This window comes from Hypericibacter sp. (assembly GCF_050729195.1).
In the GTDB taxonomy this organism is placed as follows: Bacteria; Pseudomonadota; Alphaproteobacteria; order Dongiales; family Dongiaceae; genus Hypericibacter.
Window position 1 is genome coordinate 1 of the sequence record NZ_JBOHKS010000239.1, and the last position, 25,541, is coordinate 25,541.

The 25,541-nt window shown below is 64.2% G+C and carries 23 protein-coding genes; 9 read left to right on the plus strand and 14 right to left on the minus strand.

Annotated features, from left to right (window positions below; genetic code table 11):
• Positions 1-632, plus strand: a 632-nt coding sequence (locus ACREE8_RS18890; protein WP_431574554.1) for an alanyl-tRNA editing protein, incomplete at its 5' end; no start/stop codon positions are given.
• 220 nt (positions 633-852) lie between these two features.
• Here the strand turns inward: ACREE8_RS18890 and ACREE8_RS18895 are convergent.
• Together ACREE8_RS18895 and ACREE8_RS18900 are read right to left on the minus strand one after the other, a co-directional pair.
• Positions 853-3,402, minus strand: coding sequence for a mechanosensitive ion channel domain-containing protein (locus tag ACREE8_RS18895; protein WP_431574555.1), 2,550 nt, complete (start codon positions 3,400-3,402; stop codon positions 853-855).
• A gap of 94 nt (positions 3,403-3,496) precedes the next feature.
• Complete coding sequence (locus ACREE8_RS18900; protein WP_431574556.1) at positions 3,497-4,771, minus strand: flavin monoamine oxidase family protein; 1,275 nt, start codon at positions 4,769-4,771, stop codon at positions 3,497-3,499.
• Positions 4,772-5,049: 278 nt separating this feature from the next.
• Between ACREE8_RS18900 and ACREE8_RS18905 the strand changes: the two genes are divergently transcribed.
• Positions 5,050-5,646 carry an HdeD family acid-resistance protein gene (locus ACREE8_RS18905; RefSeq protein WP_431574557.1) on the plus strand — a complete coding sequence of 199 codons (597 nt, stop codon included), beginning with the start codon at positions 5,050-5,052 and terminating at the stop codon, positions 5,644-5,646.
• A gap of 184 nt (positions 5,647-5,830) precedes the next feature.
• The gene (gene putA, locus ACREE8_RS18910; RefSeq protein ID WP_431574558.1) at positions 5,831-8,977 is read left to right on the plus strand and encodes a bifunctional proline dehydrogenase/L-glutamate gamma-semialdehyde dehydrogenase PutA; all 3,147 of its coding nucleotides are present in this window, start codon (positions 5,831-5,833) and stop codon (positions 8,975-8,977) included.
• A gap of 73 nt (positions 8,978-9,050) precedes the next feature.
• On the opposite strand, the gene ACREE8_RS18915 is transcribed toward putA, so the two are convergent.
• Complete coding sequence (locus ACREE8_RS18915) at positions 9,051-9,479, minus strand: MerR family transcriptional regulator (protein WP_431574559.1); 429 nt, start codon at positions 9,477-9,479, stop codon at positions 9,051-9,053.
• Positions 9,480-9,555: 76 nt separating this feature from the next.
• Here ACREE8_RS18915 and ACREE8_RS18920 point away from each other — a divergent pair, with 76 nt between their 5' ends.
• The 3 genes from ACREE8_RS18920 to ACREE8_RS18930 are packed head-to-tail and all read left to right on the plus strand — an operon-like array spanning position 9,556 to position 10,469.
• Entirely contained in the window at positions 9,556-9,954 is a 399-nt protein-coding gene (locus ACREE8_RS18920; protein ID WP_431574560.1) for a mercuric transporter MerT family protein, read from the plus strand.
• Between the two features lie 21 nt (positions 9,955-9,975).
• On the plus strand, positions 9,976-10,260 hold the full coding sequence (merP, locus tag ACREE8_RS18925; RefSeq protein ID WP_431574561.1) for a mercury resistance system periplasmic binding protein MerP: 285 nt from the start codon (positions 9,976-9,978) through the stop codon (positions 10,258-10,260).
• Complete coding sequence (locus tag ACREE8_RS18930; protein WP_431574562.1) at positions 10,257-10,469, plus strand: GDCCVxC domain-containing (seleno)protein; 213 nt, start codon at positions 10,257-10,259, stop codon at positions 10,467-10,469. Before merP ends, ACREE8_RS18930 begins: the two co-directional genes overlap by 4 nt.
• A 53-nt stretch (positions 10,470-10,522) precedes the next feature.
• On the opposite strand, the gene ACREE8_RS18935 is transcribed toward ACREE8_RS18930, so the two are convergent.
• From ACREE8_RS18935 to ACREE8_RS18945, 3 genes are all read right to left on the minus strand, one after another.
• Entirely contained in the window at positions 10,523-10,981 is a 459-nt protein-coding gene (locus ACREE8_RS18935; RefSeq protein WP_431574563.1) for a DoxX family protein, read from the minus strand.
• Positions 10,982-11,119: 138 nt separating this feature from the next.
• Complete coding sequence (locus tag ACREE8_RS18940; RefSeq protein WP_431574564.1) at positions 11,120-11,386, minus strand: BufA1 family periplasmic bufferin-type metallophore; 267 nt, start codon at positions 11,384-11,386, stop codon at positions 11,120-11,122.
• A 237-nt stretch (positions 11,387-11,623) separates the two neighbouring features.
• On the minus strand, positions 11,624-12,175 hold the full coding sequence (locus ACREE8_RS18945; RefSeq protein WP_431574565.1) for a carboxymuconolactone decarboxylase family protein: 552 nt from the start codon (positions 12,173-12,175) through the stop codon (positions 11,624-11,626).
• Positions 12,176-12,294: 119 nt separating this feature from the next.
• Here ACREE8_RS18945 and ACREE8_RS18950 point away from each other — a divergent pair, with 119 nt between their 5' ends.
• Positions 12,295-13,203, plus strand: coding sequence for a LysR family transcriptional regulator (locus ACREE8_RS18950; RefSeq protein WP_431574566.1), 909 nt, complete (start codon positions 12,295-12,297; stop codon positions 13,201-13,203).
• Here ACREE8_RS18950 and ACREE8_RS18955 read toward each other — a convergent pair.
• A complete protein-coding gene (locus tag ACREE8_RS18955) occupies positions 13,200-13,814 on the minus strand; it encodes a CGNR zinc finger domain-containing protein (RefSeq protein WP_431574567.1) in 615 nt (204 codons plus the stop codon). The two genes, ACREE8_RS18950 and ACREE8_RS18955, sit on opposite strands and share 4 nt — an antisense overlap.
• An 87-nt stretch (positions 13,815-13,901) precedes the next feature.
• Here ACREE8_RS18955 and ACREE8_RS18960 point away from each other — a divergent pair, with 87 nt between their 5' ends.
• Entirely contained in the window at positions 13,902-14,828 is a 927-nt protein-coding gene (locus ACREE8_RS18960) for a DMT family transporter (RefSeq protein ID WP_431574568.1), read from the plus strand.
• 10 nt (positions 14,829-14,838) lie between these two features.
• On the opposite strand, the gene ACREE8_RS18965 is transcribed toward ACREE8_RS18960, so the two are convergent.
• Complete coding sequence (locus tag ACREE8_RS18965; protein WP_431574569.1) at positions 14,839-16,014, minus strand: iron-containing alcohol dehydrogenase; 1,176 nt, start codon at positions 16,012-16,014, stop codon at positions 14,839-14,841.
• Positions 16,015-16,243: 229 nt separating this feature from the next.
• On the opposite strand from ACREE8_RS18965, the gene ACREE8_RS18970 reads away from it, so the two are divergent.
• Entirely contained in the window at positions 16,244-17,095 is an 852-nt protein-coding gene (locus tag ACREE8_RS18970) for a hypothetical protein (protein ID WP_431574570.1), read from the plus strand.
• A gap of 8 nt (positions 17,096-17,103) precedes the next feature.
• On the opposite strand, the gene ACREE8_RS18975 is transcribed toward ACREE8_RS18970, so the two are convergent.
• The 6 genes from ACREE8_RS18975 to ACREE8_RS19000 all read right to left on the minus strand — a co-directional run.
• Positions 17,104-18,102 carry a hypothetical protein gene (locus ACREE8_RS18975; protein ID WP_431574571.1) on the minus strand — a complete coding sequence of 333 codons (999 nt, stop codon included), beginning with the start codon at positions 18,100-18,102 and terminating at the stop codon, positions 17,104-17,106.
• A 323-nt stretch (positions 18,103-18,425) separates the two neighbouring features.
• On the minus strand, positions 18,426-19,817 hold the full coding sequence (locus tag ACREE8_RS18980) for an aldehyde dehydrogenase family protein (RefSeq protein WP_431574572.1): 1,392 nt from the start codon (positions 19,815-19,817) through the stop codon (positions 18,426-18,428).
• A gap of 29 nt (positions 19,818-19,846) precedes the next feature.
• On the minus strand, positions 19,847-21,214 hold the full coding sequence (locus ACREE8_RS18985; RefSeq protein WP_431574573.1) for a glutamine synthetase family protein: 1,368 nt from the start codon (positions 21,212-21,214) through the stop codon (positions 19,847-19,849).
• Between the two features lie 150 nt (positions 21,215-21,364).
• Positions 21,365-22,942 (minus strand): amino acid permease, encoded by a 1,578-nt coding sequence (locus ACREE8_RS18990; protein ID WP_431574574.1) that lies wholly within the window; start codon positions 22,940-22,942, stop codon positions 21,365-21,367.
• A gap of 360 nt (positions 22,943-23,302) precedes the next feature.
• The gene (eat, locus tag ACREE8_RS18995) at positions 23,303-24,769 is read right to left on the minus strand and encodes an ethanolamine permease (protein WP_431574575.1); all 1,467 of its coding nucleotides are present in this window, start codon (positions 24,767-24,769) and stop codon (positions 23,303-23,305) included.
• A gap of 390 nt (positions 24,770-25,159) precedes the next feature.
• Positions 25,160-25,541 (minus strand): LysR substrate-binding domain-containing protein (locus tag ACREE8_RS19000; protein ID WP_431574576.1); only part of this gene is annotated, 382 nt, incomplete at its 5' end.

Sequence of the window (25,541 nt, forward strand, 5' to 3'; positions counted from 1 at the left end):
ATCCCTACCTGACGCAGTTGGAGACGCGCGTCGCTTCCGTCGCCGGCGCCGAGGTCGCGCTCGAAGCGACGATCTTCTATGCGCTCTCGGGCGGGCAAGAAAGCGACGCCAGCACCATCGGCGGGAAGCCTGTGCTCGAGGCGCGCAAGAGCGGAGTCGATATTCTCTATCGATTGCAGGAAGACCATGGGCTCGTCGCCGGCGAGGCGGTCACGGTCACGGTCGCGATCGACTGGGAGCGCCGCTACCGGTTGATGCGGCTGCATTTCGCGGCCGAGGTTGTCCTCGAACTCGCTTACAAGCATCTCGCCGGGATCGAGAAGATCGGTGCCCATATCGCCGCCGACAAGGCGCGTATCGACTTCGAATGGGCCGAACCGATCACCCCGTCCTTGCCGCTGCTGGGCGAGGGCTTGCGTCGGATCGTCGAGAGCAATCGGCCGATCGTCAGCGCCTTCAACGACGAGGCGGCACAGCGCCGCTACTGGGAAGTCCCCGGCTTCGCTCGCGTCCCTTGCGGCGGCACGCATTTGAAACGCACGGGCGAGGTGGGGACCATGACGTTGAAGCGGCGCAATATCGGGAAGGGGAAGGAGCGGGTGGAGATTTTTCTGGCGGGAGAAGCGCGTTAAGTTCCTTTGTCCCTTACCTCGCCTCGCGGGGGAAGGTTAGGAAGGGGGCCGACGCGATGTCGGTGCTGTCCAGTCCTCTCCCCCGAAGATGGGAGAAGGATACCCCTGTTCCTACTCCATCTTCGTCCTATTGCATGCACGCGGGTGCGCCAAGTCAGTCAGCGGCTCGCGGCGACGTGTCAAGCGCCGAAAATAGAGTGTTGGCGGGCGGCTTTTTTCATTACCCGGCGGTGACCGATGTGCCCGTCACCGCCTTGGCTTGATCGGCCGTGAGCATCCCGGCCCCGAGCGTCAGGCCCCATTTTTCGGCGAGCTGAACCACGTCCACGAACAACGCGTGCTTCGCGGCGCGTTCCGCATTCTGGGTTGGCACGTCCAGATAGGTCATCAACTCGACCTGGACCCCCGACATGGTGATACTGGAAACGCCGATATCGGTGCGGTTGGCCACGAATGCCTCGTCACCGGTAACCCGCTGTCGCACCGCTTCTGTAAATGCATCCAATTTTTCGGGCGTGGCGCCGGATGTGACGAGCAGTTGCGTCTTGAGCAGACGGTAGCGTCGCGTCCCGAGGTTGTTGATGACTGAATCGGCGAGCTTGCCGTTGGGTACCACCATGATGCTGTCCTGCGCGGTGCGCACGCGGGTGGAGCGGATGCCTACATGCTCAACTGATCCATCGATATCACCGCTGGTGATCCAGTCGCCGCTACGAAACGGTCGGTCACTCACCAGGATTCCCGCGCCGAACACGTTCGACAGGGTCTCGCGCGAGGCGAATGCAAAGGCAAGCCCGCCGATACCAAATCCAGCCAGGATGCCACTGGCCGGAATCGACAAGAAATGGGCAACACCCAGCAGGCCAGCGATGACGACGCCGAGGCGGGCGGCAGCCACCAGCAGGGTGAACAAGATGTCATCGGTGGCAGTGATGGTGCGTTTCGCAATGCGCTGCAGGACAACAGCGGCGACTTCCAGCAGATGCCACAGGAGGACGGAACCGGCCAAGATCAGAATCATGCCGAGGACCGGGTAGGTGTAGCGCCGCACTTCCTCCGGCGCGCCGACGACCGGGGGGAAAGGCACGGCGACCAGCAGCCCGATGGCGATTCCGGCCGCCCAGACAAAGACGCGCGACTGGCTGATTTGGTCGCCAGCCAGCCAGGCGGTCACGCGCCGGACCAGCCATGCGCCGAGCAAGCCGGTCAGCGCGGCGCTGAGAAATACGATGACCGCGGCAATCACTTGCCAATATTCGATTCCGCCGACCCGGCCGAGCAGACCGGGTAAATGGGCACGAACCATCTCACGCAGGGTGAAGAAGGGTGCGTCCGGGATCAGCCCTGGGGGTGTAATCAGCGGCGGCGGCAGGTCGTCGATGGCCCGGTAGAGCTCGTCGGCGTCCGCCACGGTTTCGGTCGTGAACTTCCACGGCGCATTCGCGTCGGGCCCGCTGGGAGCGATGATGATGCGGCCCGCCGGATGGCTGAAATGGAGATACGGGGTACGATTCGCACCGTCGTCGGGGATCGCCTGCAGGCCGACCAGCCCGATCTTGTCGAGCACCCGGCGGAGGTACTGGGCGACCAACGCGCCGTGCCCATCGCGAAACGCCTCGGGGATAGCCGACAGATCGAGCGTGGAGAGCGCCAGCGCCCGCCCGGCGCCGTTCCAGTCGGCCATACCTTCAAGGAAGCTGCGCATTGTGTCGCGGGGGTTCTGCAGGCGCTTGAATGCGTCCGCGGCGGGCTCCTGTCCGCCGCGTGCGGCCAGCAAGGTGCGGCGGGCGGCGCTGAGCTCCTCATCACCCGGCATGTGAATGCGCCAGCTTCCCTTGTCGTCCCTTACCATGGTGAGAGTGACTGACGCGCTCGACCCCGATTGCTCCAGCTTTACCGGCACCATATTGCCAGAGGCCTCGGTCGGCAGCGCCCAAACATGGAAGGTCGTGAGGTCGATCAGGCTGAACAACTCCTTCACCCGCTGGAGCTGCTCGGCGCTTGGCATCGCCGACTCAGCGGTGCCGAATTCGACGGCCAGCATCGCCGTGCCCCATTCATCTGGTCGGCCGGCCCGGGCCAGGTTGCCGTAGCCGATGAAGCGCTGAAATGCTTCGCGCGGGCTGCTGAGGTCGAATTCGGCCGTGCCGTTCCGTCCGGCCGAGCGTGCGCCAGTCCACCATTCGCCGGTGTCAAATCGGCCGCTGAAGCTGTTGCCATCGCGGCCCATGACGAAGAGGAAAGTGCCGCTTTTGTCCCCCTCAAACCATCTGCCGTCCAGGCGCTGCCCCTTGGCGACGGCCTCAACTCGGCCGCCGTAGAGCGGGTAAGTGCCAGTGACGCGGTCGCCCTGCTGCTCAAGTGACAGGATGGCGCCGCCATCGCGCCAGGCCGTCGCCCAGGTGCCCGACCAAGAGCCGTCGGCGTGGGCAACGCTGCTGGCGACCAAAAGAACCACGAGCATCGCCAGGATGCGGAGCATCGGCGGTATCATCCGGACGGCTCGCCCGCGCGCGCAAACCATTTCGCCCGACATCCAGCGGATGAACGGCTTTCCTGGGCCGATGTGATTGCGTTCCGCACTACCTCTGTGTGCGTCAGCGAGCACGCCGCCTGCCATCGCGCCAAGGCCGAGGGTGCCGCCAAGCTCACGAGAGTCCGGCAAGCCAGCATCAGACGTGTCGCCAGAGCCTCGAAACTGGAACGTCAATCGACGGTCGAAATCCAGCCTGAGCAGACCATCAACTGATTCACCCGTTGGGTTCTCCATGGTGGCCTCGCGCAATCCGATCGGCCTATTTGTTATTCTTTCTGAACCGCCACAAGAACGCAGCAAACCACTGCGCCATCGGGCGAATGCAAGCTTACTGCACCGCCACCGCTTCCAGCTTCCGTCCCAGACTCTTCGCGACCGCGCGCGCGATGTCGATGCCGGTGATGTAGGCGCCATGGGCGGTCGCGTGGAACTCGGTCGAGGTGGCTTCGCCGGCGAAGAACAGGCGGTCCTCGATCGGCCGTGAGATCTCGGCGCGTTGGTGGCCCTGGCCCGGCAAGGCCGCGGAATAGGAGCCCTTGACCCAGGGGTCGCCGGCCCAGGCGGTGACGATGCTGCGGGTCACGTATTTCTTGATGTCGCTGCCGAACGCCTTCGCCAGTTTCTCCTTGGCGAGCTCGACCGCGGCGGCCTGGCCGGCGCGCTCGAGCCAGAGCGCGAAGCGCCCGCCGGTATAGCCCACGACCCAATCCTGGCCGAAGGGGCGGATGCCGAATCCCATCGGCTCGGCGCTTTCTTCCAGCAAGAGCGAGCCCTTGGGGAAATCGGGACCGAAGGGATCGCGATCCAGCATCAGCCCGATGCGATTATGCGTGCCCAGCGGCAGCGCTTCGATCGCGGCCTGCTTCCAGTTCGGTAGCGCCGGGTCGAAGCGGATATCGCCGGCGCCCAGGATGCCGGTCGAGACGGTGACGATGACGCGCCTGGCCTTGATCGGTCCCCTCTTGCTGTGCAGCACCGCTTCCGAGCCGCCCCATTCGATCCGCTGGACGGCGCAATTGAGCGTCACCGGCACATCGGCGCCGAAGCGTGCGATCAGGGCGCCGAAACCTTCCCGCAGCGGCCAGTTCTCGTCGGTGTCGTTGTAATGAAGCGTGTCCATGACCGAGACCTGATCGGAATCGACCGCGTTGCCGATCGTGGTCCAGTAGTCGAACACCTGGGTCCAGCGATTCTCGCGCTCGGTCGCTTCGGCCACCGAGATGTCGCGGCCCTGCTGGGCCGCCGCGATCACGGCGTCATGGTTGCGATCGATGAAGGCCTCGAGCTCGCCGCCTTCGGCGGCCGTCGCCTTGCGGCCGTCGATGAAGAGGCTGCGCGGATAGCTGCCCTTGCGGTAATAGAACCCGTATTTGTCGGCGATCGCGACATAGGGGTTCAGGCTGGCCGAATGCATCCAATGGCAGCCGAGATCGAACGGCACGCCCGGCGCCAGCTCCTCGGTATAGCCGCGCCCGCCGATCCGGTGCGAGGCTTCGAGCACCACCACGTCGAGCCCCAGGCTACGGGCGGTCTTGGCAGCGGCCAGTCCGGCCGAGCCTGCCCCCACAATGGCAACGTCGTAGACTTGTCCTGCACCCGCCATGATCGCCCAGCTCCCGGCCCTTGAATGAACTCGATAAGACTTGTCTGCATCGACCGCCAGCGGCTTGATGGCCCCCGGCATCGCCCCGATATGGCTTATGATCGGACGGGTTGGAGGCCGCCAGACCCCGGGGTGGCCGGACTATAGCGGCCGGACCCCGGGCGGTGAAGCCGCCGGGGAAACCCCGGGATTGCTTATGGTTATGAGCCTCGCCGACGCCAGCCCCGGCGCGGTCGCAGGCCTCGACCCGCAACGGGGCATCGGGAACGGGGTGACTCATGTCAGCAAACGACATCAAGCCTGCCGACGCTATCAGGAAAGCCGCGAATCTCTCGATCGGCCTCGGCATCCTGCTGTTGATCCTGGGCGTCATCGCCGTCTGCTTTCCGCTGGCGAGCTCGCTCGCCGCGGCGATCTGGGTCGGCTGGCTCCTGCTGATCGGCGGCGCGGTGCTGCTGGTTCATGCGCTCCGCGGCCGGCAGGAGAGCGGCTTCTGGTTCAAGCTGCTTTGGGCGATCGTCTATCTGGTGGCGGGATTGCTGCTCCTCGCCAGCCCCGTCAGCGGCGTGCTGACCCTAACCCTCGTCCTGGCGGTGCTCTGGATCGTCGAGGGCGCCACCGCGATCGCGCTGGCCTTTCGCCTGAAGCCGGCGAGCCCCTGGGGCTGGGTCCTGTTCGACGGCATCGTGACCGTCCTGCTCGGGCTTCTGATCTGGATCGGCTGGCCCGGCAATGCGCCCTGGCTGCTGGGTCTTTTCCTCGGCATCAGCCTGCTCTCGACCGGCATCTCGGTGCTGCTGTTCGGGCTGGCCTTGCGGTCGGGCAGCTTCAGGCCCGGTTCGTCGCGATTGTCCGCGATCGATCCCGGCGTCTGATCCGGTGATGCCGATCATGGCGGAGAGCCTCCGCCTTGCCAGCGCCGTTTCGAGGCGATAGGTCTAGGGCCGGCTGCTGCCAGGGTGGCCGGCCGCTTCCTCCCGTCGGCGGGTCCGGAGTGAGGCGCGTCTCCCGCGAACCTGCCTCGTTTCCGAAAGCGGCTCCGGCCGGCCCCGAACCCTCATGATCTTCCGCGATCCGCCTGAAGCCGCCGGCCCGTTGCGTCAACGTCTGCGCGAGATTTATCGCGCCGACGAAGCCGACTGCGTCGAGCGCCTGCTGATCGCGGCCTCGCTGCCGACCGACATGCTCGACCGTATCGCGACCCGCGCGCGCAACCTGGTGCAGGAGGTGCGGGGCCGTCGTGTCGGCCAGGGCGGGCTCGATGCCTTCCTCCATGAATATGAATTGTCGAGCCGCGAAGGCGTGGTGCTGATGTGCCTGGCCGAGGCGCTGCTGCGCATTCCCGATGCGGAGACGGCCGACCGGCTGATCAAGGACAAGCTCGCCGACGCCGACTGGGAAAGGCATCTGGGATCCTCGGACTCGATGTTCGTCAATGCCTCGACCTGGGCGCTGATGCTGACCGGCCGCGTCATGCGCCTCGAACGCGGCGGCTCCGATCTGGCGGGCGTGCTGAAGCGGCTGGTGTCGCGCAGCGGCGAGCCGGTCATCCGCCAGGCCGTCATGCAGGCGATGCGTATCCTCGGCCGCCAGTTCGTGATGGGCCGCGATATCGAGGAGGCACTCGAGCGCGCGCGCATCCTGGAGAAGAAGGGCTTCCGCTATTCCTACGACATGCTGGGCGAAGCCGCGCGCACCATGGCCGATGCCGATCGCTACGACCTGGCCTATCAGCAGGCGATCCGGGCGATCGGTGCCGCCGCCAAGGGACGCGGGCCGATCGATTCGCCGGGCATCTCGGTCAAGCTGTCGGCGCTCCATCCGCGCTACGAGTTCGCCAAGACGGCGCGGGTCATGACCGAGCTGGTGCCGCGCCTGGCAAAGCTCGCGCGAATGGCAAAGGATGTGGGCATCGGCTTCACCGTCGATGCCGAGGAGGCCGAGCGGCTCGATCTCTCGCTCGATGTGATCGAGGCCGTCGCGGCCGATCCGACATTGCGGGGCTGGAACGGTTTTGGCCTCGCGATCCAGGCCTATCAGAAACGCTGCTTCGATCTGATCGACTGGCTGGCCGACGTGGCGCGCCGCCACCAGCGCCGCTTGATGGTACGCCTCGTCAAGGGCGCCTATTGGGACAGCGAGGTCAAGCAGAGCCAGGAGCGCGGGCTTCCGGGCTATCCGGTCTTCACCCGCAAGCTCTCGACCGATCTCTCCTACATCGCCTGCGCGCGCAAGCTCCTGGCCGATCCCGCCTGCTTCTATCCGCAGTTCGCGACTCATAACGCGCATACGCTGGCAGCCGTGCTGGAGATGGCCGGCAACGCGACCGATTTCGAGTTCCAGCGCCTCCACGGCATGGGCGACGCGCTCTACGAAGAGGTAACGCCGCCCGAGACGCTCGGCCGCGCCGTGCGCATCTATGCGCCGGTGGGCAGTCACGAGGATCTGCTGGCCTATCTGGTGCGCCGCCTGCTGGAGAACGGCGCCAATACCTCCTTCGTCAACCGCATCGTCGACGAGAAGGCGCCGCTCGACGATCTGATCGCCGATCCGGCGAGCCGTGTGCGCCGCCTGCTGCACAAGCCCCACCCGCATATCCCGCTGCCTCGCGATCTCTTCGGCGCCGAACGCAAGAATTCCAAGGGCATCGATCTGACCGATCTGGCCGAGCTGCTGCCGCTCGATCGCACCATGGACCAGGCAGTGAAGGAAACGCATCAGGCGGGCCCCATCGTCGGCGGCCGCGCCCGCAGCGGCAATGCGCACCCGATCCTCAATCCCGCCGACCTGCGCCGCACCGTGGGCCAGGTGGTGGAGGCGGGCGCGCCCGAGCTCGATGAGGCCCTGGCGCGCGCCTCGCGTGCGCATGAGGACTGGTCGCGTACCCCGGCAGAGACCCGCGCGCAATGTCTTGACCGCGCCGCCGATCTGATGGAGGCGGATCTGCCGCGGCTGATGGGGCTCGCCATCGCCGAAGCCGGCAAGACCGTGCCCGACGCGCTGGCCGAGGTGCGCGAGGCGGTCGATTTCTGCCGCTATTACGCCGCCCGCGCGCGGGCGGACTTCGCGCAACCGATGCGCCTGCCGGGCCCGACCGGCGAGCGCAACGAGCTGCGCTTCGCGGGCCGCGGCGTCTTCGCCTGCATCTCGCCCTGGAACTTCCCGCTCGCGATCTTCTCCGGCCAGGTGACGGCGGCGCTGGTCAGCGGCAATTGCGTCATCGCCAAGCCGGCCGAGCAGACGCCGCTGATCGCGGCCGCGGCCGTTCGTATCCTGCATCAGGCGGGCATTCCGGCCGACGTGCTGCATCTTCTGCCGGGCGATGGCGAGAAGGTCGGCGCGCCGCTGGTGGCCGATCCGCGCATCGCCGGCGTCGCCTTCACCGGCTCGACCGAGGTGGCGCGCGGGATCAATCGCGCGCTCGCCGCCAAGGACGGACCGATCGTGCCGCTGATCGCCGAGACCGGCGGGCAGAACGCGCTGATCGTGGATTCCTCGGCCCTGCCGGAACAGGTGGTGCGCGACGTGCTGATCTCGGGCCTGCAGAGTGCCGGCCAGCGCTGCTCGGCCTTGCGCGTCCTCTTCGTGCAGCAGGACATCGCGCCCAAGCTCGAGAAGATGCTGGCGGGCGCCATGGAGGAGCTCAAGGTCGGCGATCCGGCGCTGCTCGAGACCGATATCGGGCCCGTCATCGACGAGGGCGCGAAACAGATGCTCGAAGCCCATGCTCAGCGCATGGGCCGCGAGAGCCGGCTGCTCTATGAGATGAAGCTCGCCAAGGATCTACCGCCGGGCCATTACTTCGCGCCGCGCGCCTATGTGCTCGATTCCCTGTCGCGCCTGACGCGCGAGGTATTCGGGCCGGTGCTCCATATCGTCCATTGGCGCGCCGACCAGCTCGACCCGGTGATCGACGCGATCAACGCCACCGGCTACGGCCTGACGCTCGGCGTCCATAGCCGCATCGATTCCACCCAGCGCCGCGTCTGGGAGCGGGTCAGGGCCGGCAACACCTATGTGAACCGCAACATGATCGGCGCCGTGGTCGGCGTGCAGCCCTTCGGCGGCGAGGGCTTGTCGGGCACCGGTCCCAAGGCCGGCGGTCCGCATTATCTCCATCGCTTCGCGGTCGAGCGGACCTTGACCATCGACACGACCGCGGCCGGTGGCAACGCCTCGCTGCTGTCGCTGGCGGAAGAGGGCTAGGGACGGGGTTTGAGAGCCGAGAGCCAGCACGGGCCGACGGTGCCGGGGCGACGGCGAGCGTACGACAGCGCGATTAGTGCCGGAAATCGAGGAGCGCTTCGATGACGGGACAGTCCGGCACCTTGCCGCCCCGACATTTGCCGGCTACGTCCGCCAGGGTCTGCTCGAGGCGCTGGAGGTCGGCGATCTTGCGGCGAACGTCCGCGAGGTGGTCGAGCGCAATCGCCTTGACCTCGGCACATGTATATCGGCCGCCATCGACGAGACGCAGCAATGCACGCACCTCGTCGAGCGAAAATCCAAGCTCCCTGCTGCGGCGGACGAAACCCACGCGCATCAACTGATTCTGGCTGTAAATGCGATGGCCGCCGGCACTGCGCGGCGGTTTCGGCAAGATGCCGACGCGTTCGTAGAAGCGGATGGTCTCGATATTGACTCCGGTGCACTTCGAAAGCCCACCGATGGTCAGGGTCGGACCTCGCGAAACCGTGATCGCCGGCATGGTCGAACTCCTTGAACCTGTAGTCACTACAGGTCCGATGTTATCATTGAAACCGCTGAACGGAAGGTAGGGCGCGATGGACCTGCGAGGCCATGCCGAACTCGGTACGACAGGGCGAACCGATGGCCACAAGACGGAACTGATCGCCGCCGGCGGTGTGCTCGGCGCGCTTGCGGCTATGTCTTGCTGCATCCTGCCGCTCGTGCTTTTCGCGCTTGGCATCAGCGGCGCATGGATCGGAAACCTGACCGCTCTCGCGCCCTACCAGCCCGTCTTCATCGGGGCCACGCTGGCCTTCCTCGCGACCGGGTACTATCTGGTCTACCGGCGGCCGCGTGGTGCCTGTGGCGAAGGCGAGGCCTGCGCACGCCGACGATCGAAATGGGGCGTGAAACTGGCTCTCTGGGCCGCCACTGCCTTGGTGGCGTCGGCCATGGTGTTCCCCTATGTCGCAAGAGCGCTGTTGGGGGCCTGATCGAATAGGATGGAGAAGCCAATGAAGAGCATCATTGCCTTGATGAGTGTCGGTGCAATGGGTCTCGTCAGTGCAATGGCATCCGCTGCCGAGCGGACTGTGACGCTTGCTGTCGAGAACATGACCTGCGATGCCTGTCCCTACATCGTTAAGCAGAGCCTCGCCAAGATTTCCGGTGTTGAGAACGTGATCGTGTCGTTCGAGCTGAAAACCGCGACAGTCACCTATGACGACCAAAAGACGACGACCGACGCCTTGACGTCGGCGACGACGCAAGCCGGCTATCCCTCCCGGGTGATACCGTGATCGACCACTCGGTCATTACCTGTCCGAGTTGCGGGCATCAGGCAACTGAGCAAATGCCGATCGATGCCTGCCAATTCTTCTACGACTGTCGCGGCTGCGGCGCACTGCTGAAGCCGAAGTCTGGTGACTGCTGCGTCTTCTGCTCCTACGGATCCGTTCCCTGTCCGCCTAGCCAGCAGGCGAACGCTTGCTGCAGTGACGCGCTGTAGACCAGCTCTCCACCGGCCGGAGCACGGCCGCTGGCGGCAACGCCTCGCTGCTGTCAGGCGCGGCCGAGGATTGAATCGCGAATCTTTGCGTCGAACGACCACCGGCCCGGGCCACGCAGAAGAAGATAGATCAGCGGCCCGGCCCAAAGCAGGTGATCGGGATAGTTCTCCGGATAAACGAAGAGCTGGATCACCAAGGTCTGCGCCAACAGAGCCGCGGCAGCGGGGCGTGTGAGAAGGCCGAGGATCAGCAGGATTGGACAGGTCAGCTCGAGAGAGGTTGCAAGGTAAGCGGCGATCTCGGGCGGGAGCAGAGGGACCCGGTACTCGTCACGGAACAGCGCGATGATGGTCGGGTTTCCGAAGGGGAGCTTGGTGAGGCCCGAACGCCAGAAGGCGAGCGCCACGCCGAGGCGCAACAAGAGAGCCGGCAGCGCGATCGGGACTCGATCGAGCCATTCAATGAGGGACCGCGCCGCGACGACGACGCCGGCCTGCCTGAGTTTCGACAAGCTGGACTCCATGCTATCGAATTTGAACGACGGGACGGCGCATTGCGGTGAGACATGCGGCCCGCCGGCAGAGTGCTCCGGCGACGGGCCGCATGGGTTTCAACAGATGCCGATCTGCTAACGCAACAAAAGCAGGGATCACATCGGCTGCATCGTGCTGCCGACGATCTTGCCGCAGGTGCCGGCGGGCACGTAGATCCAGGAGGCGGGATCGCTGGCCTTGGTCGAGGTGCCAGCACAGGAATGCGTCGCGGTCTGGCAGTCGTTCTTACCGGCCTGCGCGATGCCGTAGCATTTCTCGTTCTTGTAGTCCGGAACGGGTGCCGGGCCGGCCTTGGCGGCGCTGAGCAAAGCCAGGGTGACGGCGCCGGCAATGGTCGTGGCAGTCAGGATTCTTGCTTTCATGTTCGTTCTCCTTGGTTGCGGAAGCGGTGACTGACAATGCGCAACAGGGCCGGGTACGACGAGTCACGTTCGCGCGATTTTTCTGTTATCGGGCGTTGCGTTGAGTGTTGGCCGCGCTGCTCGCGGAAAGTTGAAGACACACCATGACGCCGCGCATCGAATCGATGCCGTTTAAGCATTGGCCGTCCCGGTGGCGCGGCGCTCGCAGGAAGAATCTCTTATCCATGCCGCGGCGCGTCAGCCGGCTTTGCGGGGCGTGACGACCGGGAAGTCGATGTCGGTCTTGGCGACCTCATTGATGTAGTTGGTCCAGGTGTTGAGCGCGACATGGAGCACGATCTCGATGACCTGCGCGTCGTCATAGCCGGCGGCCTTGACGGTGCGGACATCATCCTCGCTCACATGGCCGCGATTGCGCACAACCTTGGCTGCGAACTTGAGCGCGGCGTCGGCCTTGGGGTCCTTCGACCCGCCATCGCGGTTGGCAGCGATCTCGGCATCGTCGAGCCTGGCGAGATTCTTGCCGAGGTAGGTGTGGGCCGAGAGGCAATAGCTGCAGCCATTGATCTCGGCGACGGCGAGCGCGATCCGCTCGCGGGTGGCTGCCGGCAGGGCGCCCCTATTCAACGCGCCGGACAGGCCAAGGTAGCTCTCGAGCGCGGCGGGACTGTTGGCGATCAGGCGAAACATGTTCGGCACGACGCCGAGCTGCTTCTTGACCGCTTCGAGCGAAGGCTGCGAGGCGGTGGGAGCGGCTTCGATGGTGGCGGGCGTGGGGATGCGTGACATGGAGGCGGTTCCTTTCGGGTTTAGGGCCGGGTTGGCCGATGACCGAAAGCTAGTGCCTTCCAGATTTGAAATTCAGAAGGTATAGCTGGTAGCTATCCTACCAGATTATGGAAGCATGATTGGACCGCTTTGAATCCATGTCGATCCTGGTCGCGGCGGTCGAGGCCGGCAGCCTGTCTGCCGCCGCGCGCCGCCTGGGCGTGCCCCTCGCCACCGTCAGCCGCAAGGTTTCGGAGCTGGAGACCCATCTCAAGACACGGCTGCTCAACCGGTCGAACCGGCGCCTCAGCCTGACGGATGCCGGGCGATCCTATGTCGCGGGCTGCAAGAGCATCCTCGAGGAGTTGGAGGAGATCGAGCGCGCGGCATCGGGCGAGTTCACCGTTCCGAAGGGCAATCTCATTGTCACCGCGCCAATCGTCTTGGGGCGGCTGCATGTGCTCCCGGTGGCCGCCGAGTTCCTCAAGGCCTATCCGGAGATCGACGTCCGGATGCTGCTGTCCGATCGCGTCGTGAATCTCATGGAGGATCCTGTCGATCTCGCCGTGCGGATCGGCGACCTGCCGGACAGCAGCCTGGTCGCGACCCGGGTCGGTGCGATCCGTCAGGTCGTTTGCGCGAGCCCGGCCTATCTCGCCGCGCGGGGCACGCCGAAGAATCCCGGAGAGCTCAGCCAGCATGACGGCGTCACCTTCGAGGGGCTGATGTCGCCGGCCGCCTGGACATTCGCCGCAGGCAAGGCGGACCAATCGGTTCCAATCCATTCGCGCCTTGTCGTCAACACGGCCGAGGCCGCCATCGATGCGGCTATCGCCGGCGTCGGCATCACGCGCGTGCTTTCCTATCAAGTCGCCGACGCTGTGCGGGCCGGCAAGCTCTCGATCGCGCTTCAGGAATTCGAGCCGCCGCCCTGGCCTCTCAGTCTCGTCTATGCGGGGCAGGGGCTGTTGCCGCTGAAGGTCCGGGCCTTCCTCGATTTCGCGGTAGCTCGGCTGAAGGCGCGGTTGCAGGCGATTGGATCGCCTTAGTTCGCGCACTCTTCCAGTTGCTGGCGCGCGCGATGTCGGCGCGCCTTGGCGCGATTGCCGCAATCGGTCATCGAGCACCAGTGGCGCGATTTGTTGCGGCTGGTGTCGAGGAAGAACCAGCCGCAATCGGCGTCGATGCAGCGCTTGAGCGGCAGTGGCCCGGCGCGCGAGAAGAGCTCGGCCGCCTCGGCCGCGAGCAGGTCGGTCACGGAATCGAGATCGTGATAAGTGCGCTGCCAGGCGAGATGGCCGTCGGCGGGAGCGAGGCGGCGCGAACGGAAAGAGCGGGCGGCTTCTTCGGTCAGATGCTCGATCGCGCCGACAGGTGTCGGCTTTCCGTCGAGCATCGCCGTGAGGATCTGAAGGATCGATTCCCGGAGTTCACGAGCGCGGTTCAGCGCCGCTAGCTCCACCGGCTCGCTCGCCTGGGGATCGACGGCGATGCCGGCCATGCCGGCCCAGATGCGGTAGTCTGACGGGCTGAGCAGGGAGTCGCGCGGGGCCGGCTCGTTGGTCGCGACCAGGCTGTTCACGAAATCGAGGCAGCGATGGCCGGCCCGGTGGGCCAGTTTGGCGATGGGAGTTCCGGGCTTTCGGGCGACGACCGTCATATAACCAGTGTAAGGCGATTGACAGGTTACTTCAATCCTGTTCTACTTTAACCAGCAAAACGGATTTAGCTGGTTAGCGAGACCACCATGAACCCCGCCTTCCTCGCGCTGCTCGCCGGTGCCGTCGTCTCCGGGCTCACGCCGCTGGTCGTACGCTGGATCGAGATCGACCCCGCCGCGGCCGGATTCTGGCGGGTCGCCCTGATGCTGCCGATGTTGTGGGTCTGGGGGATGCGCGGCGACAAGGCGGTGAAAACCGGCATGACCGCGCGCGACCGCTGGCTGCTCATCATCGGCGGTGCCGCCTATGGCGCCGACATCGCCGTCTGGTTCTGGGCGATCCAGCTCACCAGCGCCGCCAATGCTCAGCTCTTCGCCTATTGCTATCCGCTCTGGGTGGCGCTCGCAGGGACGCTGTTCCTGAGCCAGCATCTCGCCCGCATGGGCTGGGCGGCGATCGCGCTGGGCCTCGGTGGCTCGGCCCTGGTCATCGCCGGAAGCGCCTCGGGCTTCGCGCTCGAGACCGGCCCCAAACTGCTGGGCGACGGTTTCGCGATCCTGGCGGGGCTGCTCTACAGCGTCACGATGATCGCCCAGGGCACGGTTCGCTCGCGCGTCGGTACGCGCTCGGTCCTGCTCTGGACCACGATCGCCGCCTCGGCCGTGCTGCTGCCCGCCGGCTTCGTCAGCGGACGCGATGTCCTGCCGACGAGCTTCGAGCAGTGGGGCGTGATGGCATTGCTGGGGCTCATGACCTTCACCGCCCAGGGCCTGGTGGTCTATGCGCTGGGCCGCCTGCCGCTCAATCTCGCCGGCATCGCCGGCAGCCTCAGCGTCGTGGTCGCCGCGATCGGCGGCTGGATCGTGCTGCAGGAGAGGCTCGAAGGACTCCAGATCCTCGGCGTCGCGATCGTGCTGGCCGCCGTGCCGATGGCCGAGCGCGCGGTGCGGGCCAAAAAGGAAGCGCGCGGGCCCGCCATTGCTGGCGATGCCCGCGCGGTGAAAGGCGCCTGATCGATCAGACTTAAAGCGTCCCGTCGATCGAGGCGATGAACATCTGCTTCATTTCCGCCACGCCCGCCGGCACCGGATTGCCGCCGGTCGAGGGATCGTTGAAGGCGGCCTGCGAGAGCGAATCGAGCTTGCTCTTGTCGACGCCCAGATCCTTCAGCGTATGCGGGATGCCGATCTCCTGGCGCAGCGCCAGCACCCAGTCGAGCACGGCGTTGTAAGAGGGATTCTTCAGCCCCAGCCACGAGGCCAGCCGCGTCATCTTCTCGTCGATGGCCTCGCGGTTGAACTGCATGACATAGGGCATCACCACGGCATTGGTGAGGCCGTGATGGGTGTCGTAGACGGCGCCCAGCGGATGGCTCAGCGAATGGATGGCGCCGAGGCCCTTCTGGAAGGCGGTGGCGCCCATGGTGGCGGCCGCCATCATGTTGGCACGGGCCTCGAGGTTCTTGCCGTTCTTCACCGCCTCGGGCAGCCAGTTCTTGATCAGCCGCATGCCTTCGACCGCGATGCCGTCGGCCATCGGGTGATAGCTCGGCACGCAATAGGCTTCGAGGCAGTGGGCCAGCGCATCCATGCCGGTCGCGGCCGTGATCTTGGGCGGCAGGCCGACCGTCAAGGCAGGATCCTCGATTACGATCGAGGGCTGGACCTTCGGGTGGAAGATCAGCTTCTTCTCATGCGTCTCCTCATTGGTGATGACGGAGACGCGGCCGACCTCGGAGCCGGTGCCCGAGGTCGTCGGCACGGCGATGATCGGCGCGATGCCGGCGGGATCGACCAGCTTCCAATTGTCGCCCACATCCTCGAAGGCCCAGAGCGGATGCTTTTGGCCCGACATCAGCGCCACCGCCTTGCCGGCATCGAGCGCGCTGCCGCCGCCGAAGGCGATCACGCCGTCATGCTTGCCGGCGCGATAGGCCTTGAGCCCATCCTCGACATTCTTGCCGTTGGGATTGCCCTTGATGTCCGAGAAGACGGCGGTATGGAGCCCGGCCGCCTCGTTGCGGGCGACCGCCTCCTTGATCATCGGCAGCCCGGCCAGGCCCGGGTCGGTCACGATCAACGGGCGCTTCAGGCCCAGCGCCTTGCACATGTCGGGCAGCTCGGCGATGCGGCCGACGCCGAACTTTATCGTGGTCGGGTAGTTCCAGTTGCCGCGCAGCGCGGCAGCGTCGTTGGACATGGTCGAAGGATCCTCGGGTCTGGCTTTCCTCGAGCGGCCCCTGCGGGATAAGGAGCGGCGTCGGGATGGCTTAAAGGGAAGTCGAAGCGCCGGGCATTCTAGTCGCCGGCCGGTTTTGCGAAACGGGGAAGTGAAAGCCGACCCGATGTTCCATTTTTGTTCTTTACATTATACGTAAAATACGTAAAAATGGATCGTGCCTATTTCGCCACGAGGGGAGATCTGTTTCATGCGGCCACCGAGACCGACCCGCCCGCCCGTCATTGTTTCTGCGGCTGCGCCGCCCCGCGGTTTGCTGGACGTGCTGCATGCACAGATCGCCCAGCAGGTTGATGCGTCTCATAGTCTGCAGGGAACCGGTTCTCAAGGGCTCGTCACCGGCGAAGCAGGGGAAGATCCAGTTGCAAGATTACCACTTCGGTTACCCCCGAGACCGGCACCACAGCCGGCTACCTTTTCCGACAAGCCGGTTGTTGATTGGGGCCTTCGTCCTTTTGTCGACTATGGCTCGTTACGGGGAACGGATCCGTTCGGCAGTGGTGCGTTGGGCGCACCAAGAGCCACCGGTAAACCCAACGACGGCACCACAAAGCAATATTCTCATCAGGGTGTGGACGTACTGGTGGCGGCAGATTCGCCGATTTATGCGCCATCGGCCGGATACATCCGCGACGCGTTGCCGAAAGGGCCAGGGGGACCGCCCGGCGTGGCAATCACGCTCAAAACTCTCGGTATCGGGGAGGGAGGTCGGCAGGCGCAGGACGATCTCACCCGCGGCGAGGTAAAGATGTTCTATGTCGAGCGACTGCCGGATCTCAAACCGGGTACTTATGTCGACAAAGGACAGCTCATTGGCTACTCAAGATCCCTCCGGCCATATTATGAAAGTCGCGGCATCTATCACGTTCCGGATCACGTGCATTTCGAATTGAAGCAGGCGGTGCCGCGGAGAAATCCGGATGGCAGCTATATTCGAGCCTCCGGCGACAGCTCCCTCAGCAACAATCCCATCCAGTACGACTACAAAATCATCGATCCGACACCATGGCTTCAGCGCTGGGCCGTTGCGACGAAGAGATAGTCGACAGGTTACTGAATGCCGCTCAGCGGCGATTCAGGCGCATGAAGCCACATCGGGATTCTTGGAGCTTTGTCGGTTCCACCGAAGGGCCACCAAATATAGTAGGCGGTTGGGGAATTGTCCGACGTAAACTTGATCGGATCGCAGTCCTCTGCCTTCTGATCGCCGAAGCAGATACGGGATTCGATGTCGATCCGCATAAGATTGGGATAACCTCGATAGTGGGGCGAGTAACCCAGAATCCGGTAATCCAACCGATGGATTCCGCCTCGCAGATCCTCGGGCATCGTCTCCTCGAAATAGAGTTCTCCAAACAGCAGATCGAGATCCTGTTGGTCCAAAGGATTGATGACGTCCGGTAGATGCCTCGCTTCTTTGATCGAAGCCGGACTATTTAGTAGCCATCCCACTTCCTGGCAACGATCACCTCTGACGAATGTCTTGCAGTCTATCATCGCCTCGAGACTACAGAGTCCTATGCCTTCTCGTGACCCACCCCAGATCTTCATGCAGCGATCCATTGTTTCCATGCCATCCAGCGACCGGACAATGTTGACCGGCAGTTGGACTGATGGGAGCTGCTCAGCCTTTCCCTGTGTCTCCAAAGGGCCGGTTACTGGGCTGCGAGCAATGGGTGAGGGCGCGTACCAGTAAGCGATATAGCCATGAACACGTTCCCCACTGGAATCTATCGTTGAATTTTTGCAGGCCTGATTGGTGTCGCTCTCACGGCAGGGTGTCAGTTCGAATTCAATCCAGTCGATAGGCGAATCACCTCGCTGCGTGTTGTAGCTGCTAAATCGAACGCTCAGGATATCGAAGGATTGCCCATCGAGCGCAGCACCGAATTCATGCCAGCATCGATCCTTGGCTGGATCGCAGCTCAGTTGATTCAATGCGCGGCAAAGAGGGCTGTCAGTCCCTTGTCCCTTGGGATCGTTTGAAGCGGCTGTAAGCGCGCTGCAATCGGCCAAACGTCCTGGTTCGAGACGCCAAGTCTGCGCCAAGTTGTCGTCAGCCTGGCTATTGGAGATACATACGCTGACGAGAAGATAGCATCCGGCAAGCGTTCGGGTTGCTATGACTGGAATTCTTCGCAAACTGAAACTCCGCTTCTCGCTCCATGGGAGGATGCATCTCATAAGCGTTCCTGTAAACGATCTACAATCGGAATTAGAATATAATTTATAAATACCCTGCCAGGTAGCCTCATGTGGAGCGGTCCCCGCTGCTACCAACAAGAAGGCGGCGCCGGATTGCTCCGGCGCCGCCTTCATTCGGCCCAACTGGCGGTGGTGTCACACTGCCGCCATGATTCCGCCGCTTTGGCTCAGGTCTTGGTGCGCAGATGGAACGACTTCGGCCGGGTCAGATATTCATAGCCGACCTGGCTCAGGGTGCAGCCGCGGCCCGAATCCTTCACGCCGACCCAGGCGAGCGCCGGGTCGAGATAGTCGCAACGGTTCATGAACCAGGTGCCGGTCTCGACGCGGTCGCCGATCCGGATCGCAGCCGCCTCGTTCTCGGTCCAGATCGCCGCGGTGAGGCCGAACGCGTTGTCGTTCATCTTGGCGATGGCGTCGTCGTCCGAGGCGACGGCCACGATGCCCACCGCCGGGCCGAAACATTCTTCCTGCATGAAGGGATTGTGCGTGTCGAGATCGGCGAGAACCTGCGGTGCCAGATAGGCTGTGCCGGACTTGTCGGCCGGGAACTGCTTGGGATCGATCAGCGCCTTGGCGCCGGCATGGACGGCCTTCTCGATCTGGCCGCGGATCTCGTCGGCGGCCCTGCTGCGCACGACGGGCCCCAAATTGGTGGCCTTGTCGAGGGGATTGCCGAGCTTGTAGCTGTTGGTCAGGTCGACGAAGCCTTCGAGGAACGGCTTGTAGACATCCCTATGTACGAAGATGCGCTGGATGCCGCAGCAGGATTGGCCCGAATTGAAGAAGGCGCCGTCGACCAGGTTCTCGATCGCATGGGTGAGGTTGGCGTCATGGCGCACATAGGCCGGGTCGTTGCCGCCGAGCTCGAGGCCCAGGCCGATGAAGCGGTCGACCGCGGCCCGCGTGACCGCGTGGCCGCCCGCGACCGAGCCGGTGAAGGCGACATAGTCGATGGCGTTGTTGCCGATGATGCGCGAGGTGTCGTCATGGGTCAGCACGAGATGTTGGAACAACCCCGCCGGCAGGCCCGCCGCCTTGAAGGCCTCGCCGAAGCGCTCGGCGCAGAGCGGCGTCTGGGCCGAGTGCTTGAGGATGACGGCGTTGCCCGCCATCAAGGCCGGCATCACCGCGTTGACCGAGGTCAGATAGGGGAAGTTCCAGGGCGCCACCACGAACACCACGCCCAGGGGCTCGCGGCGGATGAAGCGGGTGAAGGTCGGCTTGGGCCCGACATCGATGTCGGCCAGCGCGCGCGGCGCGATATCGATCATGTAGCGCGCGCGCTCCTCGAACCCCCGCACCTCGCCCGGCGACTGGCCGATCGGCCGGCCGATCTGGCGCGTGATCTCCGCGGCGATCTGGTCGCGATGCGAGACGAAGGCGTTGACCGCCGCCGTCAGCAGCTTCTGGCGGTCGGCAACCGCGACGCCCTTCCAGGCCCGTTGCGCGGCTTTCGCCGCCTTCAGGGTCTTTTCGATCTCGGCGGCGCTGGCATAGGGCCGCTCGACATAGAGGCTGTCGTCGATCGGGGTGATGGTCTTCTGGATGGCGCCCATGGCGGTTGGTCGGTCCTCTTGTAGAAACCTCAGATGATCTCGAAATAACGCGCCAGTTCCCAATCGGTGATGTGCTTGCGGAACTCGCGCTCTTCCCATTCGCGCGTCGCGGCGAAATGCTCGACGAATTCCTCGCCGAACAGCTCGTTCGCCGCCTTGGACTTCTTCAGCCGCTGCGCCGCGTCCCACAAGGTGTTCGGCAAGGCCAGCTTGGCCGAGGGCTTCAGCTCATAGGCATTGCCGACGATGGGGTCGGTCGGCTCGAGCTTATGCTCGATGCCATAGAGGCCCGAGGCCAGCGCCGCCGCGAGCGCGATATAGGGGTTGGCGTCGGCGGCAGCGATACGATACTCGATGCGCTGGGATTTGGGCGAGCCTGGGATGACGCGCAGCGCGCAGGTGCGGTTCTCGACGCCCCAGGTGGCGTTGGTTGGCGCCCAGAAGCCCGGAATCAGCCGCGAATAGGAATTGACCGTCGAGGCCACCATGCCCAGCACCTCGGGCATCAGCTGCTGCTGGCCGGCCAGGAAATGGCGCATGGTCTTGCTCATATTATGCGGCTGCTTGGCGTCATGGAACACCGTGGCGCCATCCTTGCCCTTGAGCGACAGATGGATATGGCCGCTCTGGCCCGGCCAGTTGTTCGACCATTTCGCCATGAAGGTCGCCATCAGCCCGCGACGCTGCGCCAGCACCTTCATGAAGGTCTTGAACAGCGCGGCGCGGTCGGCGGATTCAAGCAGCTCGTCGAACGCGATCGCGGCTTCGAGCACGCCCGGCCCCGTCTCGGTGTGGAGCCCTTCGATCGGGAAGCGCATCGTCTCGGCGGTCGAGAGGATCTCGTGATAGAGCTCCGACCAGACCGACGAGCGCAGGCCCGAATAGCCGAAATAGCCCGGCGTCATCGGCTGAAGGTTGCGGTAGCCCTTCTCGCGCACGCTCTCGGGCGTCTCGTCGAACAGGAAGAACTCGTACTCGCAGGAGCCATAGGCCTTGAAGCCCATCTTCTCGGCCTTCGCCAGCACGCGGCGCAGCAGCCCGCGCGGGCAGACCGCCTCGGCGCGCTCGACGAACTGGCCGAGGAAGAAGAGGGTGTTCTCCTCGAACGGGATCTCGCGGCAGCTTTCGGGGATGAGGCGTACCAGCGCATCGGGATAGGCGGTGTGCCAGCCGGTGAATTTGGTGTTGTCATAGAGCTGGTCGTTGGAATCCCAGCCCAGCACCACATCGCAGAAGCCGAAGCCGCTGTCGAGCGCGGAAAGGAACTTTGCCTTCGAGACATATTTGCCCCGCAGCACGCCGTCGATGTCGAAGACGCCGACCTTGATATGGGTGATGCCGCGCTCTTCCACGATCTTCTTGGCATCCGCGAGACTGCGGACGGATTCAGGCTTCATGACGTGATTCCCCCTGGATTTCTTGGCCCTTGTGACGGGCAACCGGCGCCTATTTGCGCCTCTCGGCGGGAGCTTGTCAAAACGAGAAAGGGCGCCCCGAGAGGCGCCCTTTCCGTTCCGATAACCCACTGAATCGATGGGCGTTACCTCTTACTGTGCGGCTTCGCCAACGGCCTTCTCGCGGGCCGCGATCTCGGCCTGCTTCCTGGCGATGGCATCCCCGATCGGCGGGCCGGCGAAACGATTGCGCAGGCCCGCATACCAGATGACCACCATGACCCCGATCATACCCACGATCAGATACCCCACCTTCTCGTTCGGCGGCTGCACGCCGACAGCGATCAGGATGAGACAGCCGATCACGGCGAAGAGCGCAATCGGCTTGGAAAGGCCGCCCAGATTGAACGGCCCTTTTTTCGTCCAGGTCTTGCCTTCGGCGAGAAGACCTGCAGCCACCGCCATGACGTAGGAGATATATAGGAAGACGGCGCAACCCGTCGCCAGCACGAAGAAGGCATCGCCGTAGAGCGTGGCGACGATCGACAAGACCGCCGCGGCCCAGATGGCGTTGACCGGCGTGCGGAAGGCCGGGCTGACCTTGCGCAAGGCAGTCGAGAACGGCAGCCCACCATCACGGGCAAAGGCGAACATCATGCGCGAGCAGGAAGTCAAGCCCGACAGCGCGCAGAGGAAGTTCGAGATCACGATGACGATGTAGAGGATATCGCGCAGGACCGTCGGCATCGGAGACGATGCCATCACATAGTTGGAGGAGCCCCAGCCGGTCTTGGCGGCTTCATCCATCGACGGCATGGCGAGCACGAAGGCGCAGACCATGACGTAGCCGAAGAGGAAGGACCACCAGACCGACCGATACATGCCCTTCGGGACCTCGACCGCCGCGTTGCGGGTTTCTTCCGAGGTGTGGCCGGAGGCATCGAAGCCGGTGATGGTATAGACGCCTTGCAGCAATCCCAGCATGAAGGCGAGGAAGATGCCTGCCTGCGCGGTCGGCCAGACGCCGCCGCCGGCATCGCCGGTGTAGTTCGTGAAGGTGAAGAGCCGCGAGAAATCGAGGCTCGGCGCATAGACCAGCAGGGCGATCGTGAGCACGACCGAGCCGACGAAGATCAGGTAGCCCGAGAAGTCGGTCAGGATCGTCGTCAGCCGGATGCCGCGATGATTGATAATCGCTTGGAGGGCCGTGATGACCGAGATGAAGATAGTCTGGATCCACCAGCCGGTATCGAGCATGGCGGACGAAGTCCAACTGGTCACGTCCATGCCGAGCACGCCCGCGAGGAAGAGGTCGCGGAACAGCAGGAAGACGCCGAAATTGACCGAGGATACGACGAAGAGCAGGCCGGCGAGGTTGAACCAAGCCGCGGCCCAGCCCCAGCCCTTGCCGCCCAGCATCGAGGCCCAGTGATAGATGCCGCCGGCGGTCGGATAGGCCGAGGCGACCTGGCCCAGCGAAATCGAGACGATCAGTGCGAACAGACAGGCGAGCGGCCAGCCATAACCGACCGACGCGCCGCCGGCTGCGCTGAAGGCGGCCGGAAAGGCGGTGATACCGCCGGCCAGGACGCAGATGATGGAAAAGGAGATGGCAAAATTCTGGAATCCGCCCATGCGGCGCGACAACTCTTGGGCATAACCCATGCCATGTAGCTGCTTTACGTCTTCCTCGACCCCATGATAGCCGGGGTCGTTATGGCTCTGTGACATGATCGAATGCTTCCCCTGAATATGAGCTCTTCATTGGGCGCGGCTCATGGGCACGCCGAGCGGCCGGTTGAGGCCGGTTGGTTTTGACTCGTTCCAGCTTTTCTTGAGAACGCCGCTCCGATCCTCCCGAAAGGGCGCCTGGATGATGAGACGGCGTCGTGAACTTGTAAAGCTCACACCGGATGGAGTTTGCGCGATTGATCGGGAGCTGTCGGCAATCCCGTCCATTCGGTCAGTGATCGTGACGGAACGGTCTTTACCATTGCTAACGACCGACAAACGAGCCCGCCGCGGAACCCTGTCTTTGGGGGTTCCGCGGCGTCCGACGGCATTTGGCTCAGTTGTCGTAAGGCCAGCGGGTCATTCAGCCGCCTTGTGTGTCGCCTTGAGAGCGAACTCCTCTTCAGGCGACAAGACCAGTTTGTGCCGGCCGATAAAGGCGAAATAGATCACGCCCAGCGCATACCATACGACCGCGCCATAGAGGCCCGGGCGATAGGCCTCGTTCAGGAACATAGAGATCAGGCAGACGAGGGCAATAATGGTGCAGACCGCCGCGCCGAGACTGCCGAGCGGACTGCGGTAGGGACGCTCGATGTTCGGGAACTTGATTCGCAGCATGATGTAGGAGAGTCCCTGCATCGAGTAGGAGATCACTGCCCCGAACACCGCCAGATTCAGAAGCGCCGCGCCGACGAAAGAGGCCATGCCAAACGCGAAGTTCATGAGCAGGGCCAGCCCCAGGCTGACGGCACCACCGACGATCAGCGCCACATGCGGCGTATGACGCTGGCCGTGCGTGATCGAGAGCCAGCGCGGGAAATAGCCGGCCCGGCTCAACGAGAAGATGTTGCGGCCATAAGCGAAGATAATCGTATGGAAGCTCGCGATCAGGCCCGCCACCGCCAACAGGGCCAGGAACTTCGTGCCGATGCCCTCGCCGAAGATGCCGATCAGGCCGTCGAGCAACGGTTGGGCCGAGCCGCCGAGCGCCTGGGCGCCGGGTGGAACCACTGAATTGAAGTAGAGCGTCAGGAATCCCAGGATCACCAGCGTCAAGATGCCCCAAAGCAGGCCCTTCGGCATATCACGCTTGGGATCGGCGCTCTCCTCCGCCGCCAGCGGCAGTTGCTCGATCGCGAGCAGGAACCAGATGGCAAAGGGCAGAGAGGCGAACACGCCGGTCCAGCCGAACGGCATGAAGGCGGTGTTGCCTTCCGTCGGCGGGATGTTCAGTGCATTGGTGTGATAGTCCATCACCGTCAAGGCGGCGATGAAGAAGAACACCAGAATCGCCATCGCCACGAAGGTGATGAACACCGTGAACTTGAAGGAAAGTTCGACGCCCCAGATATTGAGGCCGACAAAGATCGCGAAAACGGCCACCCACCAAACCCAGGTCAGCTCGGGCGGCGTGTTGAAGATGGTCTGCAGGTAAGCGCCGACCGAGACGATGATCACGCCGGGCGTGATGACATATTCCATGTTCTCGCCGAGGCCGGTCAAAAAACCGCCCCATGGGCCCATGGTAGTTCGTGCGAAGGAATAGGCGCCGCCGGTGTGCGGCAAGGCGGGCGACATTTCCGCCAAGCTGTAGCAAAGCGTCACATACATGACCGTGACGATGATCGTCGCGACCAGCAGCCCGCCAAAGCCACCGGTCGCCAATCCATAGTTCCATCCGAAGAAGTCGCCTGAGATAACAGCCCCCACGCCCAGCGCCCAGAGCGACCAGACCCCGGCATAGCGGCGCAGCTTGCGCTTTTCGAAATACTCGGCGCCCACTTTCTCGTAACTGACGCCCTGCAAATGTTCCCCTGTGGGCATGATTCCCCTCCCGGCCCGTTTGGGCAGGCTTGGTCGGCTTGGGAGAGGTCTTCCACGCGCAAGGCGGCCCGAACACAGGCGCGTGGCGGATCAGTCGATCAGGGTCGCAAAGTGGGCCTTGCCATGCAGCACCCTCTGCAAGCCGGCATGTTGCGAATCGCTGCGAGCAGTGCAGCGCTCGAATTGTGCGGCAGAGGCTCAAGGGTTGTAAAGCGAATGGAGGCGACGGCTCCTTCTGGTGGCTGAGGGCGCCGCCCAAAGTAGGGGGATGCCGCCCCCTCCAGCCCCAGGGCTTGGATGGCGTCCAATACCCATTGGGAGAAACTGTGCAAGCCGTTAGGTCTGTATCGATCGCCTTTTGGAAGACCGGACGGTCTCTTGGTGTTCGGATTACGTTGAACCGGCAAAATGCTCGCGGCAGAACTCGGCAAAGCGCTGGACGGCGCGGGTGGGCCGTGCCCCGGCCAGGCTGGCCAGCCCCAGCCGCTGCGGCGGCACCGGCTCCTTGACCGGCCGGTAGACCAGCCGCTGGCCGTCGAGCGCCCGGTCGCTCTGCGGGCGCGAATGCATCAGCGCATAGCCGAAGCCGTTGGCCACCAGGCCGCGCACCATCTCGAACGACGTCGTCTCATGCGCGATCCGCGGCTCGAGCCCGCGGCCGCGCATGACCGAGAGGAAGTGGTCGCGGCTTTGCGGTAGGTCCAGCAGCACCAATGGCTCCTCGACCAGATCGGCCAGCGCCACCGCCTTTCGCGGCGCCAGGCGATGGCGG

Excerpts from the sequence above, each read along its gene's own strand:
- ACREE8_RS18895 (WP_431574555.1), bottom strand. The coding sequence starts at position 3,402 with ATGGAGAACCCAACGGGTGAATCAGTTGATGGTCTGCTCAGGCTGGAT.
- ACREE8_RS18900 (WP_431574556.1), bottom strand. The coding sequence starts at position 4,771 with ATGGCGGGTGCAGGACAAGTCTACGACGTTGCCATTGTGGGGGCAGGC.
- ACREE8_RS18905 (WP_431574557.1), top strand. The coding sequence starts at position 5,050 with ATGTCAGCAAACGACATCAAGCCTGCCGACGCTATCAGGAAAGCCGCG.
- putA (WP_431574558.1), top strand. The coding sequence starts at position 5,831 with ATGATCTTCCGCGATCCGCCTGAAGCCGCCGGCCCGTTGCGTCAACGT.
- ACREE8_RS18915 (WP_431574559.1), bottom strand. The coding sequence starts at position 9,479 with ATGCCGGCGATCACGGTTTCGCGAGGTCCGACCCTGACCATCGGTGGG.
- ACREE8_RS18920 (WP_431574560.1), top strand. The coding sequence starts at position 9,556 with ATGGACCTGCGAGGCCATGCCGAACTCGGTACGACAGGGCGAACCGAT.
- merP (WP_431574561.1), top strand. The coding sequence starts at position 9,976 with ATGAAGAGCATCATTGCCTTGATGAGTGTCGGTGCAATGGGTCTCGTC.
- ACREE8_RS18940 (WP_431574564.1), bottom strand. The coding sequence starts at position 11,386 with ATGAAAGCAAGAATCCTGACTGCCACGACCATTGCCGGCGCCGTCACC.
- ACREE8_RS18945 (WP_431574565.1), bottom strand. The coding sequence starts at position 12,175 with ATGTCACGCATCCCCACGCCCGCCACCATCGAAGCCGCTCCCACCGCC.
- ACREE8_RS18955 (WP_431574567.1), bottom strand. The coding sequence starts at position 13,814 with ATGACGGTCGTCGCCCGAAAGCCCGGAACTCCCATCGCCAAACTGGCC.
- ACREE8_RS18960 (WP_431574568.1), top strand. The coding sequence starts at position 13,902 with ATGAACCCCGCCTTCCTCGCGCTGCTCGCCGGTGCCGTCGTCTCCGGG.
- ACREE8_RS18965 (WP_431574569.1), bottom strand. The coding sequence starts at position 16,014 with ATGTCCAACGACGCTGCCGCGCTGCGCGGCAACTGGAACTACCCGACC.
- ACREE8_RS18970 (WP_431574570.1), top strand. The coding sequence starts at position 16,244 with ATGCGGCCACCGAGACCGACCCGCCCGCCCGTCATTGTTTCTGCGGCT.
- ACREE8_RS18980 (WP_431574572.1), bottom strand. The coding sequence starts at position 19,817 with ATGGGCGCCATCCAGAAGACCATCACCCCGATCGACGACAGCCTCTAT.
- ACREE8_RS18985 (WP_431574573.1), bottom strand. The coding sequence starts at position 21,214 with ATGAAGCCTGAATCCGTCCGCAGTCTCGCGGATGCCAAGAAGATCGTG.
- ACREE8_RS18990 (WP_431574574.1), bottom strand. The coding sequence starts at position 22,942 with ATGTCACAGAGCCATAACGACCCCGGCTATCATGGGGTCGAGGAAGAC.
- eat (WP_431574575.1), bottom strand. The coding sequence starts at position 24,769 with ATGCCCACAGGGGAACATTTGCAGGGCGTCAGTTACGAGAAAGTGGGC.